Source organism: Halioglobus japonicus, assembly GCF_001983995.1.
Classification (GTDB): Bacteria; Pseudomonadota; Gammaproteobacteria; order Pseudomonadales; family Halieaceae; genus Halioglobus; species Halioglobus japonicus.
The window spans coordinates 1,661,133-1,675,674 of the sequence record NZ_CP019450.1; the positions used below are offsets into that span (position 1 = coordinate 1,661,133).

Sequence of the window (14,542 nt, forward strand, 5' to 3'; positions counted from 1 at the left end):
TTCCTCAGGTACGCAACAAACTGTGTCATGTATGTGGGGCCTAACCGGGTATGGCGATATCAAAGCACTGAGCCAGGTGACGCCTGAGGGTGACGTCGATCAACTGCTTGTTGGGCTGTTCATTGCCGGCGAGGGTAAGTGTGCTCTCCAGGTGGCGGAAAACCGCTGCGGTGAGCATGGCATCGGTATCTGGATCATTGGAACCCATGGCGTTGTGGATGCTGGCGAGTATATTCAGTTGTGCCTGCCACTCTTGATGGAGCATGGCGCGCAACGCCGGGTAGCGCACAGATTCATGGTAGAACGCCAACTCTAGCAGCCGGTCCTGGCGACCGCGGGTCAGTTGGTCCAACACATAGTCCACGGCAATTTCGAAGATAAATGCGGCGGCACTGGCACGCTGCTTTGGCGGTACCGAACCTTCGCCAAAAGGCGCCAGCAGTTCGTTGGTTTCCTTGTAAAAAGGGTTATTGCCGATCTGGGTGCGCTGACTCCAGGTGTGGAAGGCGCTGATGATCAGGTCTTCAATACTGCTGAAATGGTACGTGGTACTGCCAAGGGATACGCCGGCACGTTTGGCAATGGCACGATTACGTACACTGCGCATGCCTTCCTCGACGATGATGTCCAGGGCTGCCTGGAGAATTTTGCCACGGGTTTCTTCGCGCTTCTGAGCATGGCTCCGGCGCAGGGGTTTGGTGAGGGTTTCTACCACGGGGTAACCTATCGAACTTGGTGTTATCGTTATATCTGTACTATCGTACAGTAAATGCGCCGCGCGCAATAGCCCCCCGATTTGCCGGGCCTGAATGCCTGCGTTGTGCCTCTAGTCTTTGAATTCCGGGCTGCGACCCTGCTTGCGTGCGCGGATAGCCTCCTCGAAGTTTTCGGTGGTCATCCGTACAAACAGCTGGGCGTGGCTCTCGTGGTTCATGTGGGTATGCAGGCTGCCGGCGTCCATACCTGCCCACAGCATTTGCTTGCTGAATTCCACGCCCAGTCGGCTGAAACCACAGATGCGCTCGGCGATGGTATAGCATTCTTCAAGGAGTGCCTCGTGGTCTACCGTGCGTGAGACCAGGCCGATGGCTGCGGCCTCGGCGGCGTCTACATCGCGGCCAGTCAGCATGATGTCGAAGGCGCGGCTGGTGCCGATAGCGCGGGGCAGCAGGTAACTCAGGCCCAGCTCTGCGGAAGTCAGGCCATTGTTAATGCCCGCGGGGCGGAAGCAAGCATTATGCGACGCAATGCGGATATCAGTGGCCATGGCGAGGCAAAAGCCACCGCCGATGGCTGCGCCGTTAATGGCGCCGATAACAGGCTGGTGCATATCCTGCAGAGTGCGCACCACGTCCTCGAGAATCTTCATGGCGCGCCTTGCGATGCCCGGTACCGTCAGGCCATTGAAAATATCCAGCCAACCCGGGTCTTCCAGATCTGCCCGGCGCAGAATCCTTCACCGGCGCCGGTCACAATGACCACCCGAACATCGTTGTTGAAGCTCGCCGCTTCAAGCGCCTCGCGAAACGGTACCATGACATCAAATGCCATGGCGTTCATGCGCTCGGGCCGGTTGAGGGTGATCTGGCAGACCCCGTCGTGGGGGTACTCTACGTTGACGAAGGACATCCGGGCTTCCTGCTTGTTGTTATTGATAGCAGTCTAGCCCGGTCCCCCGTGGCTTCACAGTTTCTCGACGGCCTCCAGCTCCAGGCTGTCAAAGATAGTGTTGCGCAGTTCAAGTACTCCATCACTGTCGCCGTCCACCGACTCCTGCGTGACCTTGAAATCTTCCTTTTTGTTCTCGGTTGAGAGCGATCCTAGTATGGTGATACCCAGCGTACCCGGGCCCTCTTCCTCGAGTTGCGCACCGTCATCGTTGCTATCCACAATAACGACCCGGCGCAGGTAGGCGACGAGATCTCCCTCGTCAGCCTCACTCATTTTTATGCCTTCATCTGCGTTGCCGAAAGCTCTAACCCGTTGCACCCTAATGTCAAAGCCACCCGGGCCTTCTTCATCGAGGTCCAGGCCTTCGTCCATATTAAAGCTCAGTGCGCTGTTGCCAATCTGGCCCACAATAGAGCCTGGCCCCGCTTCATCAATGTCAAACCCGTCGTCGAGGTCCAGCACGAGTTCGCCATCATCATCCTCAACACAAGTCGGGTCTTCAGGGTTTTCCAGGTCGGTAATCGCTGCGCAGTAATGACCGTTGGCCTTGAGAGTTAGCCACTGTGCCGCAATGCTGACATCGCCATCGTCGCCTTCATCCAGTTCGATGCCATCTGCGCCAACATTCTCGAAAGTGGAATGGCGTGCCCGGAAGAAAATACTGCCGTCGCCGCGTTCGTCCACCCGGACACCGTCCGCGTCGAACTGGCCGGTACCGACCGAATCGACATGGACGCGAGACAGGGTGATACTGACCGACGCGGGCGAGCCATTGCCGCCACCGCCACTGCCGGCCCCACAGTCTGCGAGGTCGCAATCGAAGACGTGAACGCCATGGTCGCCTGTATGACTGACGCTGACATTATTCAGCGTCAGTTCCACCATACCCTGGCGGGTCACGGGAACACTTACAAGAATGCCGTTGCCGCCGCCCTGCATGATTTGCCAGCCGCCTGCAGGTTGGTCTTCAAAGCTGAGATTGGAAATTTTTAAGCTCGCTCCCTGGGTAATTTCCAGCAGTGTGTTGCCTGCACCACCGCCGGAAATCGTCTGGCCATTACCCACGATAGTGAGGGCATCGCTGTGTTCATAAACCAGTGTGTCGCTGATACCGATATCCCCCACGCCTTCGGCGATCGTAATGTGCGTTGCGCCATTGGCCAGAGCGGTGCGCAGTGACCCGGGGCCGCTGTCGGCGGCACTGGTAACTACGAAGGGCGCTGAGTGAGCCGAGGCAACAAGGGCAGCGTAGCCAATGGCGGTGGCGAGGGTGTGTTTGGCGAAGGTCATGCGGTCTTTCCTTTTTCCTGATGTGAACAATTTATCAGGCCAGCCTAGAGCGCGAATTTTGCAGCGGCGTGTCTATTCAGTGACGATATTGCTACGAAAATGTGGCGGTGCAGTGACAGGGTAAATTTATTAGAATGGGCGCCCACTGTTGTTGTCCTTCCTGTGAGAGTTAATCCCTGAAATGAGTGCCCGGACCGATGTTTGGCAGGCGAAGTTTGAGCGCCTGCGCAGTAATAAATTGTTTGAACTCCTGGTTATTAGCGTCATCCTGATCTCGGCCCTGGTGATCGGAGTGAAGACCTATCCGCTACCACCGCTGGCGAACCAGGCCATCGTCATCATGGACTGGGCGATTACGCTGTTTTTCGCCGTCGAAATTGTCGTCCGTTTTCTGGGGGAGAGTGATCGGCGGCAATTTTTTCGTAGTGGCTGGAACGTATTTGATACGCTGATTGTGGCGGTCAGCCTGATACCCATTGAAGATTCCGAACTCGCCCTGATCGGCCGGCTGGTGAGGATTTTCCGGGTGTTGCGCATGGTATCGATTATTCCCGAACTGCGTACCCTGTTGAATTCACTGCTCAAGGCCCTGCCACAGCTGGGCTATGTCATGCTGATGATGTTTATTATTTTTTACATCTACGCGGCCTTGGGCAGCACATTCTTTGCCGCCATTAACCCCGAACTCTGGGGCGATATTTCCATCAGTATGCTCACCCTGTTCCGGATTATGACGTTTGAGGACTGGACTGATGTCATGTATGAAACCATGGCGATTTATCCGCTCAGTTGGTCGTTCTACCTGAGCTTCATTTTCCTCTCGGCCTTCGCTTTCCTGAATATGATCATCGGTATCGTGGTGAACGTACTGGAGGAAGAGCACCAGGCTCAGGCCCGGGAAGAGGCGCTGGCCGCCGGTGAACCTACCCTGTCTGAACTGCGCGACGAAATACAGGGCCTGCGGCGCCTGCTGGAGAGTCGCCAAAGTTAGGGTGCCTCTGAAATTGCCCTGTGCCGGAGGGGCGACAATAATAGTGGTATGAGAAGCTTTCTTGCTGCGATTCTGTCACTGGCAAGTGGTGTGAGTCTGGCTCAGGAGCTCACGCCTCGTGCCTACTGGCCCGCGCCCAAGGGCACACAGGTGTTGACCATGGGGGTGCTGCACCACTCGGGCGATACGGTCCCCGATCCCTCACTGCCCCTGACGGGGGTGGACTCCCGTATTACTAAGGGCTATCTCGGTTACCTGCGCACGATTTCCCTGTTTGGCCGCTCCGCGAACTTTATCGTCGAGCTGCCTTATTCCGATGGTAATACCCGGGTTGAGCACGAAGAGATGGGCCTGCTAGAGCAGGATTACAAGGGCGTGGGCGATATCTCCGCCACGCTCTCGATAAATCTGCTGGGGGCGCCGACCATGTCCCGGGAAGAGCTCACCGCGATGCGCGAAGCCCCGTCATCCATTGTTGGCGCTATCCTCAAGGTGGTGGCGCCAACCGGTAGCTATGACAACGACCAACTCGTTAACGCGGGCGCAAACCGCTGGGCGTTGCGCGCCGAGGTGGGTTATATGTTGCCGCTGCAGCGCCAGTGGCTGATTGAGGTCGCTGTCGGTGCCTGGATGTTTGGCGATAACGACGACTTTCTCGGCCTGCGCCGCGAGCAGGATGACGTGTATACGGTGCAGGCGCACCTTGTGCATCGCTTTTCGCCGGGGTTCTGGGCGTCGCTGGATTTGAACGGTTATCGCGGCGGGCGCAGCAAAATCGACGGCCGGCGCCTGGATGATTTGAAGCGGGATTCCAAGTACGGCGCCACGGTGGTGTGGCCAGTGGCCCGCGGTCAGGTCCTGAAATTCAGCTATGCCGCGGGCTCGGTCAATGACGCCGAAGAAGACTTCGACGTATTCTCCCTGAACTATCAGCGCCTGTTTTAGCGCAGGCGCTGAACCCGCACCGGTATTAGCTCATCCAGCGTCCCAGAGGCGTCTTCACCCACAGGAAATTCATGAGCTTTTTCATGCCTTCGGCACTGTCAGCGCTGTAGGGGTAGCCGTTTTGCATCTTGCCACCGAAGCGGTCGATGACAATCGGCATTTCATGGGTGTAACCGCGCAGGCCTTTCTTGCCGTTGACCTGGCCGAGGCCAGAATTCTTCTTGCCGCCAAAGGGAGCGGCGGGAATGCCGTAGCTGACGGCCATATCGTTTACCGAGCAGGCGCCGGTGTCGATGGCTGCGGCGAGGCGATAGCCCTTGTCTTTGTCCTGGGTCCAGACATTGCCGTTGAGCCCGAATTCGGAATCATTGGCCAGGCGAAGAGCTTCCTCTTCAGTGTCGACTTTCTGGATGCAGAGAATCGGACCAAAGGTCTCCAGCAGCATGATATCCATGCTGTTGTCGACTTCTGTGATCACCGTGGGTTCGTAGTATAGGCCGGGAAGATCCGGGTTGCGCTTGCCGCCCATGAGAATGTTGGCGCCCTTGGCTCGGGCGTCTTCGACGTGGGCTTCGATGATAGCCATTTGCCGATCCCAGAACACAGCGCCGACGTCTTCATTCCAGCCATGCTCGCTACCCTGACGCAGGCCTTTGCCTTTCTCCAGCACCTTCTGCAGGAACTCGTCGTAGACCTCTTTAACGACATAGATGCGCTCGGTACCGCAGCAGTAGTGGCCGGTGTTCATACATGAGCCCACCCACGCACCGTCGGCGGCACGATCAAGGTCCGCGTCAGCGCAGACAATCATGGCGTCGTTACCGCCCAGTTCCAGGGATACGGGAATCAACTGTTCGGCGCAGGCCACGGCCACTTTCTTGCCGGTGGCGACGCTGCCGGTAAAGGAAACCTTGTCGACGCCACCGCGAACAATGGCAGCACCGGTTTCCCCATCGCCCAGCAGTACCTGCAATACGCCATCAGGCAGGCCTGCCTGGCGGAAGATATCCTCAGCAAGTCTTGCAGAATAGGGGGTGACTTCTGAGCCCTTGGCTACCACGGCATTACCCGCCAGGATCGCCTGCGCTGCCTGGTTCATTACCAGTACAAACGGTCCATTCCAGGGCGTGATCAGGCCCACGACACCCAGCGGTTTATAGACGATGCGGAGCTGTTTCATGATGCCTATCAGGCCGTGGGCCTTGCGCTTGCGGGGGCAAGGAATTTCTCGGCGTTCTTGGCGTAGTAGCAGAGCTGGTCGGCCACGGAAAACACTTCCATGCTCATCGCATCGGTGCGTGCCTTGCCGGTTTCGCTGACCACAGTGTCGATGACTTCGTCCTGGCGCTCCAGAAGAATCTGCAGCGCCTTTTCGACGATAGCTGCGCGCGCCTTCATGCTGGTTGCTGCCCATGCCGGCTGCGCGGCGCGGGCCTTCTGGATGGCCGCGGCGACATCTTCACTATTGGCGCACACCAGTTCGCCGGTGGGCTCGAGGGTCACCGGGCTGCGCAATTGCAGGTGGCGGCGTGAGTCGTTGGATTCAATCGGTTCGTACAGAGACATGTCAGGGCCTGCTACGGATGCTTGGGTTTGTTATAAACTAATGATCGTTAGTCTCGCCGTCAATGTCCTGCACCGCCCCCTCAGCTGATGAAAACGATCATATACTGCGGCGCATGACCGATTGTGGAATAATGCGCGGTTTCCACCTCGGGGCACTATTCTGGTCATGTCGGGCTCACCCGTACTGTTATTGTTGGCTTACTGCGTAGCCATTGCCTGCTTCTCCCTGGCGGGGGGCAGTTGCCGAATTGGGTAAAGATGACCCACACGCGTACCCAGCTGATGATGAGCCTGGTGTCAGGGTTGATGCTGGGTGTGGCGTTCTATCACCTGTTGCCACACAGCATCGCGTTGGAGCAGGGCAGTGTCGATCGCTCGGTCTGGTGGTTAATGCTCGGATTGATTGGCATGTTGCTGATGTTGCGCATGTTTCACTTCCACCAGCACGATTTCAGCCTGGAGGAGGGCGTTCATTATGAGCATGGCCATGGGCACAGTCATGGCCATGTTAATGGCCAGGAGGGCGTGCACAGCCTCAGCTGGGTGGGGATTGCCCTGGGCCTGGGCGTGCACACACTCATTGACGGCGTGGCGCTGGGTGCGGTCATGGTGGGTGAGTCTCACTCGCATACTACTGTACTGGCCGGTTTTGGCGTATTCCTGGCGATTTTGCTGCACAAACCACTTGATGCGATGTCGATTACCTCGGTGATGGAAGCGGGCGGCTGGAGCCCACGCGCCCGGCTGGCAACCAACCTGGCGTTTGCGCTGTTGTGCCCTCTGGGGGCGCTGGCATTTTACTTTGGCATCGATTCGCTCACTGGCAGCCCCGAGGTACTGGTAGGTGCGGCGCTGGCGTTCTCAGCCGGCGCGTTTATCTGTATTGCCCTTAGCGACTTGCTGCCCGAGGTCCACTTTCACAGCCACGACCGTGGCAAATTGACCGCGGCATTTCTGCTCGGTATCGTCCTTGCGTATGGCATCGGGGCAATCGAACCCAGCTCCATGCATCATTGATTCGGAGGGGATAACACAGTGGCCCAGGTAAAGCGCATCATCTACCCTCCCGTGTGGCTTGCCATCGGGGTGATCGTGCAGTTTGTCTGCAATGAGTACTTCCCCTTGGCGCGCTTCACCTCCACGGCGGGGCAAATGGTCGGCGGGGTGATTCTAGTTGCCGGACTGGCGCTGCTGGTGTTGGCTGGCGGGCTGTTCAAACAGGCGGATACCGACCTGATTCCTTTCAAGAATGTGTCTGCACTGGTCACTACCGGTGTGTACCGCTTCACTCGCAACCCCATGTACCTGGGAATGACGCTGGTGTTATTGGGCTGTGCGGTAACGGTGGGGGCAGCGGCGGCGTTTATCGTGCCGCCGGTGTTTATGGCGATTATCCAGCTGCGTTTTATCCTCCCGGAAGAGCAAATGCTGCGGGAGCTGTTCCCCGAAGAGTTTCCTGCCTATTGCAAGCGGGTGCGCCGCTGGATCTAGTTCAGCGCTGCTGCTGGGCTGACAGGTCGCGGGCCTCTTCCAGGCCCCCGGCATTGATCACATTGCTGTAACCGCGCCGCTCCAGGCTTTCCTTGGCTACTTGTGCCCGGCCACCGGCGCCGCAGTACAGGTAAATCTCGCTGTCTTTATTCACGTCCAGGCCATGTATGCCAGATTCAACCTGGTCAAAGGGGATATGGTGCGCGCCGTCGACGTGACCTGCGTTAAATTCGGCCGGTGACCTTACGTCAATCCATACGGGCTCAGAGGCCCAGGTGACGGAGGTGTAAAGCCAGATGAGAACCGCTAGAAATTGACGCATGTTGTTGTCCCGTAAATGAATTGGCAGGTGTCATAGCCAGCCCGCGAGTTGATCCTCGATCAGGTGCGCCAGCGCGGCGACATGGTCCTGGCCGCTGTTCAGGCAGGGTATAAACCCGTAGCTGGTACCGCCGTTGTCTATGAAAACTTCGCGATTTTCCTCGCCCATCTCTTCGATGGTTTCCAGGCAGTCTGAGGAGAACCCGGGGCAGATGACCTGCACGCTGTCGACGCCCTGGCTGGGCAGGTCGGCCAGTGTCTCATCGGCGTAGGGGCGCAGCCACTCCTCACGCCCGAAGCGTGATTGAAAGACCGTCATGTAGCTGTCCTCGGTGAGGCCCAGCAAATCGACGACCAGTTGCGTGGTGCGATGGCATTGCTGTTCGTAGGGCTCGCCCTCGTCGCAGTAGCGCTGGGGTACACCGTGGTAGGAGAACACCAACTTTTTCGGCACACCGTGTTCCGCCTGGTAGCGCTTGATGCTGAGGGCCAGGGCGGCGATATAGTCTTCGTTGTCGTGGTAACCGGAGATAAACCGCAGGTTCGGCATGGAGCGCCGGGACTCCAGGCAATCGTTAAGAGCGTCGGAGGTGGAGCCCACGGTCGCGCCGCTGTACTGGGGAAAGAGCGGCAGGACCAGCAGTTTCTCAACGCCGGCGTCGAGCATTTTTTCGACCACGCTGGCCATGGAGGGATTGCCGTAGCGCATGGCGAAATCTACCACCACATCGTCGCCGTGACGTTCACTCATGATATGGCTCAGGGCATTAGTTTGCGCCTGGGTATGTATCATCAGCGGCGAGCCTTGTTCGGTCCATACAGTGGCGTAGGCGGCTGCCGACTTGGCTGGACGGGTATTGAGAATAATGCCGTTGAGAATGGGCACCCATTGCCAGCGGGACAGGTCAACCACCCGGGGGTCGGACAGAAATTCTTTCAGATAGCGCTTCACCGCTGCCTTGTCGGGGGCATCGGGAGTGCCGAGGTTGGTCAGGAGAACGCCAATCCGTGGGCGTTGTGCATAATTCACTGCAGTACGGCTCTTTTCCATGGGGCGCCAATATACGTGGGGATACGTTGAGCGCCAAGGGGTGGATTGATTTTTTTGGTAAAGAAAAACGTCGTAGATCGGGCGTGAAACCGCGGCTGTGACAGTGGGGTGAGTTGGGATGACTCATTTAGGTCATAAGCGTGTCCAGAATCATCCCGAGCAGGAACAGCGAGGTAAAGCGCCGCGTGTGGCGAAATGCGTTCGCTGAAAACCGCAGGGGCCAGATGCCCTCGGGGTAACTGGCGGGTGCTTCTGTGGGTTTTGGTGCAGAAAATACCCCAAATAGCCGGGGCAGTTGGGGCAGGCAGGCAAACACCAGTAGCATTGGCCAGGCGAAGGTGCCTGTAGCGACTGTCACGCGGTGGTTGAGGACGCCCCCCACGCGGCCCGCCATGTCGATGTTGATCACACGCCTGTTTATGTTTCGCCCCTGGTGTCACCCAAGGTGTGTGGCCGCTGCCATGTTGCGGCGAAAGAGCAGTTTGCTCAGTGTGGCCACTACCGCGCCTATCGCCAGATTATTCCCAAGGACAGCCTCCACGCGCTCGTGAATGTGCACGAGGGGACCGGCTGCATGCAGTGCCAAGGTACCGAGATCAGCTCGACGAAAACAAGCGCCCAACACCGGAAACCTGGCCCAACATCAGTGGCACCATGAAGGCCGCCGCGGACTACGCCCACTGGCACGGCTTCTTCGAGCTGCAACAAAATCTCTACAAACTGCAACTCATCCACGCCAAACGCCTGGAAACCGGCCAGATCGAACCCGACGCCCCCTCCGCAAAAAACACTAACCCTGGGGTCAGGTCTCAAAATTCTGAAGCAAGCGTTTCAGAATTTTGAGACCTGACCCCAGTGGGTTAGCATGAAATTGGGGGGATGTCGCGCTTCTCAAAGGGCGAAACTGTCCGTAATATCCGCGGTCGATAATAATTATGTCTGATGTTCCGGTGATCCCGGTATTGAAAATGAGGTAGCCGTGGCAAAGAAAGACAAGCCCACGTTTTCCGCTGGCGCACTGCGCCGCAGTTTGAGTGTTTCCATGGCCGGCGTACGCGCTGGTGGTGCCCTTGCGGTGGATGGTGCGGTATCGCGCCTGATGGGCAAGAGTGAGGATGATCCCCAATCGGACTTTGCCCGGTCCGAGGCGCAGCGTTTTGCTGCAGAACTTGGACGGCTCAAGGGCACCTACGTCAAAATTGGACAAATGCTGGCCCTGTTTGGCGAACACTTCCTGCCCCCGGTGCTGGTCGATGCACTGCGCGATCTGTCTGATCAGACGGAGCCTTTGCACTGGGATGCACTGGAGTCGTTTGTGCGCGGCTCGCTCGGGGCGCGTTTTGATGAACTGGACATCGATCCGGAGGCCATCGCCGCCGCCTCGCTGGCGCAGGTGCATCTGGCGCAGGTACGGGCGACGGGCGAGTGGATTTGCATCAAGGTTCAGTACCCCGGGTTGGCGAGTATGATCGACAGCGATTTCGACGCTGTGATCAAGATGCTGGTGCTGGCCCGCTGGGTGAAATCCGGGCGCGATCTCGATCACTGGATGAAGTCGCTGCGCTCACACCTGCACAACGAAATTGATTACCACCGCGAAGCCCTGCTCACCGAAGAGATGGGGCAGCGTGTTGCGGGGCTATCGGCCTCGGGGGTGAGCTACAAAGTGCCGCAGCTACATCGTGACTACTGTACGGGCGTTGTGCTGGCGATGGAGTTCATCGAGGGGTACTCGGTGGTCGATACTTCCATTCAGGGGCTCTCGCAGCAACGCCGTAATGACCTGGGCAAAGCGATGCTGGAGCTATTCTTCTATGAGCTGTATGACTGGGGCACGCTGCAGACCGACCCCAATTTTGGCAACTATCTGTTGCAGCTCGACGACCGGCGCAAACGCGAGGGCAACGACCAGCTGGCCCTGCTCGATTTCGGTTCTGTGCTCGATTGCAGCGACGAATTTCTCTTTCATCTACGCCACACGATAGCCGCGAGCCAGCGCCAGGATGAGCCTGCGATCGTAGAGGGTCTCATCGGTCTGGGTTGCCTGCAGCCCGATGCCAGCGATGAGGCACGGCACATGTTTGCAGACTTCTGCGTACATTTGCTGGAGCCACTGCGCCCGGTGGCGGAGTTGCCGGCTGAGTATCTCAATGCGGATGGCGAGTACTGCTGGGGAAGATCGCGGTTGATGCGGCGCGCCGGCAAACAGGCGGCGGTGTCGGCGGCCAGTCGGCACTTCACCACGCCCTCGCGGGACTTTGCATTGATCGCCCGCAAGCTGACCGGCGTATTTAACTTTATTGCCGTACTGGATGCCCAGTTTAATGCCTGTGACATGATTGAATCCCATATTGCCGCCTGGCAGGAGCGTGAATCGCGTGGCCGGACGTAAACCAGATGATGACCAGAAAGCGATTCCCACCAGCCGGGTAGGGCGCTTTGCGCGTGTCGCTAAAATGGCCGGCGGCGTGGCCGGTGGCATGATTGCCGAGGGTACGCGCCAGTTGAAGGCCGGCAAGCGGCCGCGGGCACGTGACATGCTGCTCACCCCGGGCAATGCCCGGCGGGTGGCAGACCAGCTTGCGACCATGCGCGGCGCCGCCATGAAAGTGGGCCAGATTCTGTCGATGGATACCGGCGATTTTCTGCCCCGGGAACTGGCAGACATTCTCGCTCGGCTGCGCTCTGACGCTCGCTACATGCCGCCAAACCAGCTCAATGCGGTCATGACCGAAGCCTATGGCGAAGAGTGGGAAGCGATGTTCTACGGCTTTGAGCACAAGCCCCTGGCCGCTGCCTCGATTGGTCAGGTCCATCGCACCGTATCGCCTGATGGCCGTGAAATCGTGCTCAAGGTGCAGTACCCGGGTATTGCAAACAGCATTGACGCGGATGTCGACAATATTGCGTCGCTGTTGAATATCTCCGGCCTGTTACCGGCAGAGCTGGAGATTCAGCCGCTGCTTGAAGACGCCAAAGCCCAGCTGCACGACGAGGCCGACTACCACAAGGAAGCTGAATTCCTCGCTGCATTCGGTGAGCTGCTGGCGGACGATGAGCGATTTGTGGTCCCGGAGGTGATTCCCGATATTACCCGCAAGACGGTACTCGCCATGACCTATGTGGAAGGCGAGCCAATAGAAACCATTGCCACCTTGCCCCAGGCAGATCGCGATGCGGTGATGACGGCGCTGGTGGAGCTCATGTTCCGGGAGTTGTTCGAGCTACGCATGGTTCAGACCGACCCCAATTTCGCCAACTACCAGTACAACCGCCGCAGCGGCAAGATTGTGTTGCTGGATTTTGGTGCCACCCGCCGGTTCAAGGCCGGTTTCGTCAATAACTACCGCAGCCTGGCCAAGGCGGCCATCGCCGGAAACGAAAAGCGGCTGCTGGCCGCGGCTGAAAAAGTAGGATACGCCGTTGGCGATGAGGACAGCGAGTATCGCGAGATGATTCTGGCGCTGTTCCTGGTGGCTCTGGAGCCGCTGCAGCACGAAGGTCCCTATGATTTTGCCGCCTCAGACATGGCGGCACGCATGTCACAACTGGGTGAGGACGTCACCCGCTTCAAGGATTTCTGGAAGGCACCGCCCACCGATGCTGTTTACTTTCATCGCAAGCTGGGGGGGATGTTTATGCTGGCGAGCCGCCTTAAGGCGCGGGTGGATGTACAGCAGCTGTTGCGGCAGTTTCTGTAGGGGCGCCCTCAGGAGCCCACAGTCTCCGCGTATAATTCGTCGAAGGATTCCTGCAGGCAATCCGTGTAAAAGCCCGGGTCCGGCAGCATGTCGCGACAACCGGTGAACGACAGCGTGATCGACCCCTTTTTGTTCTGTACCGAACTGTAAACAATGTGGAATAGCCCCACGTTGGGCAGCAGTGGTCCCAGGCTGATGGAGTCCACCAATTCCGCACCACACATATACAACTGGAAGGGGGCGCCGGGAACATTGGTGATCACGGTATTGAACATGGTGCCGGCCTCGGCCAGGCCCGTGGCTGCGGCGGTACGGATCGCCAGCGACAATACGTTGCCTGGCAGCACGTCGGCTACGTCGACTGCAAAGCGTGGTCCCAGTGCTTCGGCATAGGCCTTGGCGGAGGTTGAAGCCTTGTGGATGGCGGCCAGTCGCTCGGCACCATTTTCTATGTTGGTATGCATGCTGACGTGCATAAAACCCACCATGTTGCCGCCGGCAGCGCGCTCCTCGACGGAGCGCACGTCGATAGGGCAGCCTGTGATCAGGCTGTCATTGGGGAGCTCGCCTTTCGAGTCGAGGTAGCGGCGCATGCCGCCACCGACAATGGCGAGCATGGTGTCATTAATGGTCGCCCCGGGGCTGGTGTTTTTAATCGCGCGCACATTCTCAAAATCAAAGCGTTTTGCGCCCACCACCCGGTGGCGTGAAATCTTGCCCTGAAAGCGCGTGTTCTGGCGCTCGTTCATTTCCTCAAAGTCGCCCGCTTTGCGGCCGGCACGGATACGGGTGAATGCGGGGACGCTGTCTTTAACGAACTGCCATGCCTGGGCCGGTTTTTTCCAGGCATCGACATAGGCTCGGCCGAGCATGCGGGCCTTGGAAGGGCGCTCGATGATCCACGGCGGTGCTTCACCGGGATCGCTGGTTTCAGGTGTCATGTCGTGCACGATGTTCATGAACTGGGCACCGGTGGCGCCATCCATTGCGCAGTGATGTACCTTCATCAACAGCGCGAAGCAGCCTGGAGGGTAGCCCTCTACATTGTTCAGCCCCTCAATGACATACAGTTCCCACATGGGCTTGTCGCGGCGGAGGGGTACGGCATGAATGCGGGAGGCCAGAATGCACAGCTGGCGCCAGTCGCCGGGCTTGGGCAGGGCGATATGGCGAACGTGGTACTCCATGTCGAAGTCAGGGTCTTCCACCCAATAAGGGCGGCCGACACCACCGGGAACAAACGCGAGTTTGCGGCGAAAAATGGGCGATAGATGCTTGCGGCGCTCTAGCATGTCCAGGATCTGCTTAAAGCGTACCTTGCCATTGGGCGCGGTGGACTGATCATAAATGCTGACGCCGCCAATATGCTGGGGCATGCCGTCTATTTCGGCATGCAGGAACATGGCGTCCTGACCGGAGAGTTGCTGCATGGACTTTCCAGGCTCCTGTTGTCGAATCCTCAGCATTGCGGGTTTTCCAGCCAACGTCAAACGTGTGGGCCCGGCGCAGTACCCT

17 protein-coding genes are annotated in these 14,542 nt (G+C 58.3%); 7 read left to right on the forward strand and 10 right to left on the reverse strand.

Going from position 1 to position 14,542, the window contains the following annotated elements; all coding sequences use genetic code 11:
* Positions 1-40: 40 nt before the first annotated feature.
* From BST95_RS07890 to BST95_RS07900, 4 genes are all read right to left on the reverse strand, one after another.
* Entirely contained in the window at positions 41-715 is a 675-nt protein-coding gene (locus tag BST95_RS07890; RefSeq protein WP_084198814.1) for a TetR/AcrR family transcriptional regulator, read from the reverse strand.
* Positions 716-826: 111 nt separating this feature from the next.
* On the reverse strand, positions 827-1,369 hold the full coding sequence (locus BST95_RS07895; RefSeq protein ID WP_205737352.1) for an enoyl-CoA hydratase-related protein: 543 nt from the start codon (positions 1,367-1,369) through the stop codon (positions 827-829).
* Between the two features lie 26 nt (positions 1,370-1,395).
* Positions 1,396-1,629: an enoyl-CoA hydratase-related protein gene (locus tag BST95_RS20920; RefSeq protein ID WP_205737353.1), complete on the reverse strand. Its 234-nt coding sequence runs from the start codon at positions 1,627-1,629 to the stop codon at positions 1,396-1,398.
* A gap of 54 nt (positions 1,630-1,683) precedes the next feature.
* Positions 1,684-2,961: a hypothetical protein gene (locus tag BST95_RS07900; protein ID WP_084198815.1), complete on the reverse strand. Its 1,278-nt coding sequence runs from the start codon at positions 2,959-2,961 to the stop codon at positions 1,684-1,686.
* A 181-nt stretch (positions 2,962-3,142) separates the two neighbouring features.
* Between BST95_RS07900 and BST95_RS07905 the strand changes: the two genes are divergently transcribed.
* Positions 3,143-3,952 carry an ion transporter gene (locus BST95_RS07905; protein ID WP_084198816.1) on the forward strand — a complete coding sequence of 270 codons (810 nt, stop codon included), beginning with the start codon at positions 3,143-3,145 and terminating at the stop codon, positions 3,950-3,952.
* Between the two features lie 48 nt (positions 3,953-4,000).
* Positions 4,001-4,897 (forward strand): transporter, encoded by an 897-nt coding sequence (locus BST95_RS07910; protein WP_084198817.1) that lies wholly within the window; start codon positions 4,001-4,003, stop codon positions 4,895-4,897.
* 25 nt (positions 4,898-4,922) lie between these two features.
* Here BST95_RS07910 and BST95_RS07915 read toward each other — a convergent pair whose 3' ends face one another.
* Together BST95_RS07915 and BST95_RS20925 are read right to left on the reverse strand one after the other, a co-directional pair.
* The gene (locus tag BST95_RS07915; RefSeq protein ID WP_205737354.1) at positions 4,923-6,077 is read right to left on the reverse strand and encodes an aldehyde dehydrogenase family protein; all 1,155 of its coding nucleotides are present in this window, start codon (positions 6,075-6,077) and stop codon (positions 4,923-4,925) included.
* Between the two features lie 8 nt (positions 6,078-6,085).
* Positions 6,086-6,463 carry an aldehyde dehydrogenase family protein gene (locus BST95_RS20925; RefSeq protein WP_205737355.1) on the reverse strand — a complete coding sequence of 126 codons (378 nt, stop codon included), beginning with the start codon at positions 6,461-6,463 and terminating at the stop codon, positions 6,086-6,088.
* Between the two features lie 258 nt (positions 6,464-6,721).
* On the opposite strand from BST95_RS20925, the gene BST95_RS07920 reads away from it, so the two are divergent.
* Positions 6,722-7,480: a ZIP family metal transporter gene (locus BST95_RS07920; RefSeq protein ID WP_240500279.1), complete on the forward strand. Its 759-nt coding sequence runs from the start codon at positions 6,722-6,724 to the stop codon at positions 7,478-7,480.
* An 18-nt stretch (positions 7,481-7,498) separates the two neighbouring features.
* Positions 7,499-7,954 (forward strand): methyltransferase family protein, encoded by a 456-nt coding sequence (locus BST95_RS07925; protein WP_084198818.1) that lies wholly within the window; start codon positions 7,499-7,501, stop codon positions 7,952-7,954.
* Between the two features lies 1 nt (position 7,955).
* Here BST95_RS07925 and BST95_RS07930 read toward each other — a convergent pair whose 3' ends face one another.
* The 3 genes from BST95_RS07930 to BST95_RS07940 form a co-directional block, all read right to left on the reverse strand.
* A complete protein-coding gene (locus tag BST95_RS07930; protein WP_066057893.1) occupies positions 7,956-8,276 on the reverse strand; it encodes a rhodanese-like domain-containing protein in 321 nt (106 codons plus the stop codon).
* 30 nt (positions 8,277-8,306) lie between these two features.
* Entirely contained in the window at positions 8,307-9,305 is a 999-nt protein-coding gene (hemH, locus tag BST95_RS07935) for a ferrochelatase (RefSeq protein ID WP_229801674.1), read from the reverse strand.
* A 148-nt stretch (positions 9,306-9,453) separates the two neighbouring features.
* Complete coding sequence (locus BST95_RS07940) at positions 9,454-9,735, reverse strand: hypothetical protein (protein ID WP_084198820.1); 282 nt, start codon at positions 9,733-9,735, stop codon at positions 9,454-9,456.
* Positions 9,736-9,980: 245 nt separating this feature from the next.
* Between BST95_RS07940 and BST95_RS07945 the strand changes: the two genes are divergently transcribed.
* The 3 genes from BST95_RS07945 to BST95_RS07955 all read left to right on the forward strand — a co-directional run bounded on the left by BST95_RS07945 (position 9,981) and on the right by BST95_RS07955 (position 13,027).
* Complete coding sequence (locus tag BST95_RS07945; protein WP_084198821.1) at positions 9,981-10,169, forward strand: hypothetical protein; 189 nt, start codon at positions 9,981-9,983, stop codon at positions 10,167-10,169.
* 136 nt (positions 10,170-10,305) lie between these two features.
* Positions 10,306-11,718 (forward strand): ABC1 kinase family protein, encoded by a 1,413-nt coding sequence (locus tag BST95_RS07950; RefSeq protein ID WP_229801671.1) that lies wholly within the window; start codon positions 10,306-10,308, stop codon positions 11,716-11,718.
* On the forward strand, positions 11,705-13,027 hold the full coding sequence (locus BST95_RS07955) for an ABC1 kinase family protein (protein WP_229801670.1): 1,323 nt from the start codon (positions 11,705-11,707) through the stop codon (positions 13,025-13,027). The genes BST95_RS07950 and BST95_RS07955 overlap by 14 nt, the downstream gene beginning before the upstream one ends.
* Before the next feature lie 8 nt (positions 13,028-13,035).
* Here BST95_RS07955 and BST95_RS07960 read toward each other — a convergent pair whose 3' ends face one another.
* A complete protein-coding gene (locus BST95_RS07960) occupies positions 13,036-14,493 on the reverse strand; it encodes a WS/DGAT/MGAT family O-acyltransferase (RefSeq protein WP_229801669.1) in 1,458 nt (485 codons plus the stop codon).
* Positions 14,494-14,542: the final 49 nt, after the last annotated feature.

Bases quoted from the DNA above. Each gene is read 5' to 3' on its own strand.
- BST95_RS07945 (WP_084198821.1), top strand. From the start codon at position 9,981: ATGAAGGCCGCCGCGGACTACGCCCACTGGCACGGCTTCTTCGAGCTG.
- BST95_RS07915 (WP_205737354.1), bottom strand. From the start codon at position 6,077: ATGAAACAGCTCCGCATCGTCTATAAACCGCTGGGTGTCGTGGGCCTG.
- BST95_RS07905 (WP_084198816.1), top strand. From the start codon at position 3,143: ATGAGTGCCCGGACCGATGTTTGGCAGGCGAAGTTTGAGCGCCTGCGC.
- BST95_RS20920 (WP_205737353.1), bottom strand. From the start codon at position 1,629: ATGTCCTTCGTCAACGTAGAGTACCCCCACGACGGGGTCTGCCAGATC.
- BST95_RS07895 (WP_205737352.1), bottom strand. From the start codon at position 1,369: ATGAAGATTCTCGAGGACGTGGTGCGCACTCTGCAGGATATGCACCAG.
- BST95_RS07930 (WP_066057893.1), bottom strand. From the start codon at position 8,276: ATGCGTCAATTTCTAGCGGTTCTCATCTGGCTTTACACCTCCGTCACC.
- BST95_RS07910 (WP_084198817.1), top strand. From the start codon at position 4,001: ATGAGAAGCTTTCTTGCTGCGATTCTGTCACTGGCAAGTGGTGTGAGT.
- BST95_RS07920 (WP_240500279.1), top strand. From the start codon at position 6,722: ATGACCCACACGCGTACCCAGCTGATGATGAGCCTGGTGTCAGGGTTG.
- BST95_RS20925 (WP_205737355.1), bottom strand. From the start codon at position 6,463: ATGTCTCTGTACGAACCGATTGAATCCAACGACTCACGCCGCCACCTG.
- BST95_RS07900 (WP_084198815.1), bottom strand. From the start codon at position 2,961: ATGACCTTCGCCAAACACACCCTCGCCACCGCCATTGGCTACGCTGCC.
- BST95_RS07960 (WP_229801669.1), bottom strand. From the start codon at position 14,493: ATGCTGAGGATTCGACAACAGGAGCCTGGAAAGTCCATGCAGCAACTC.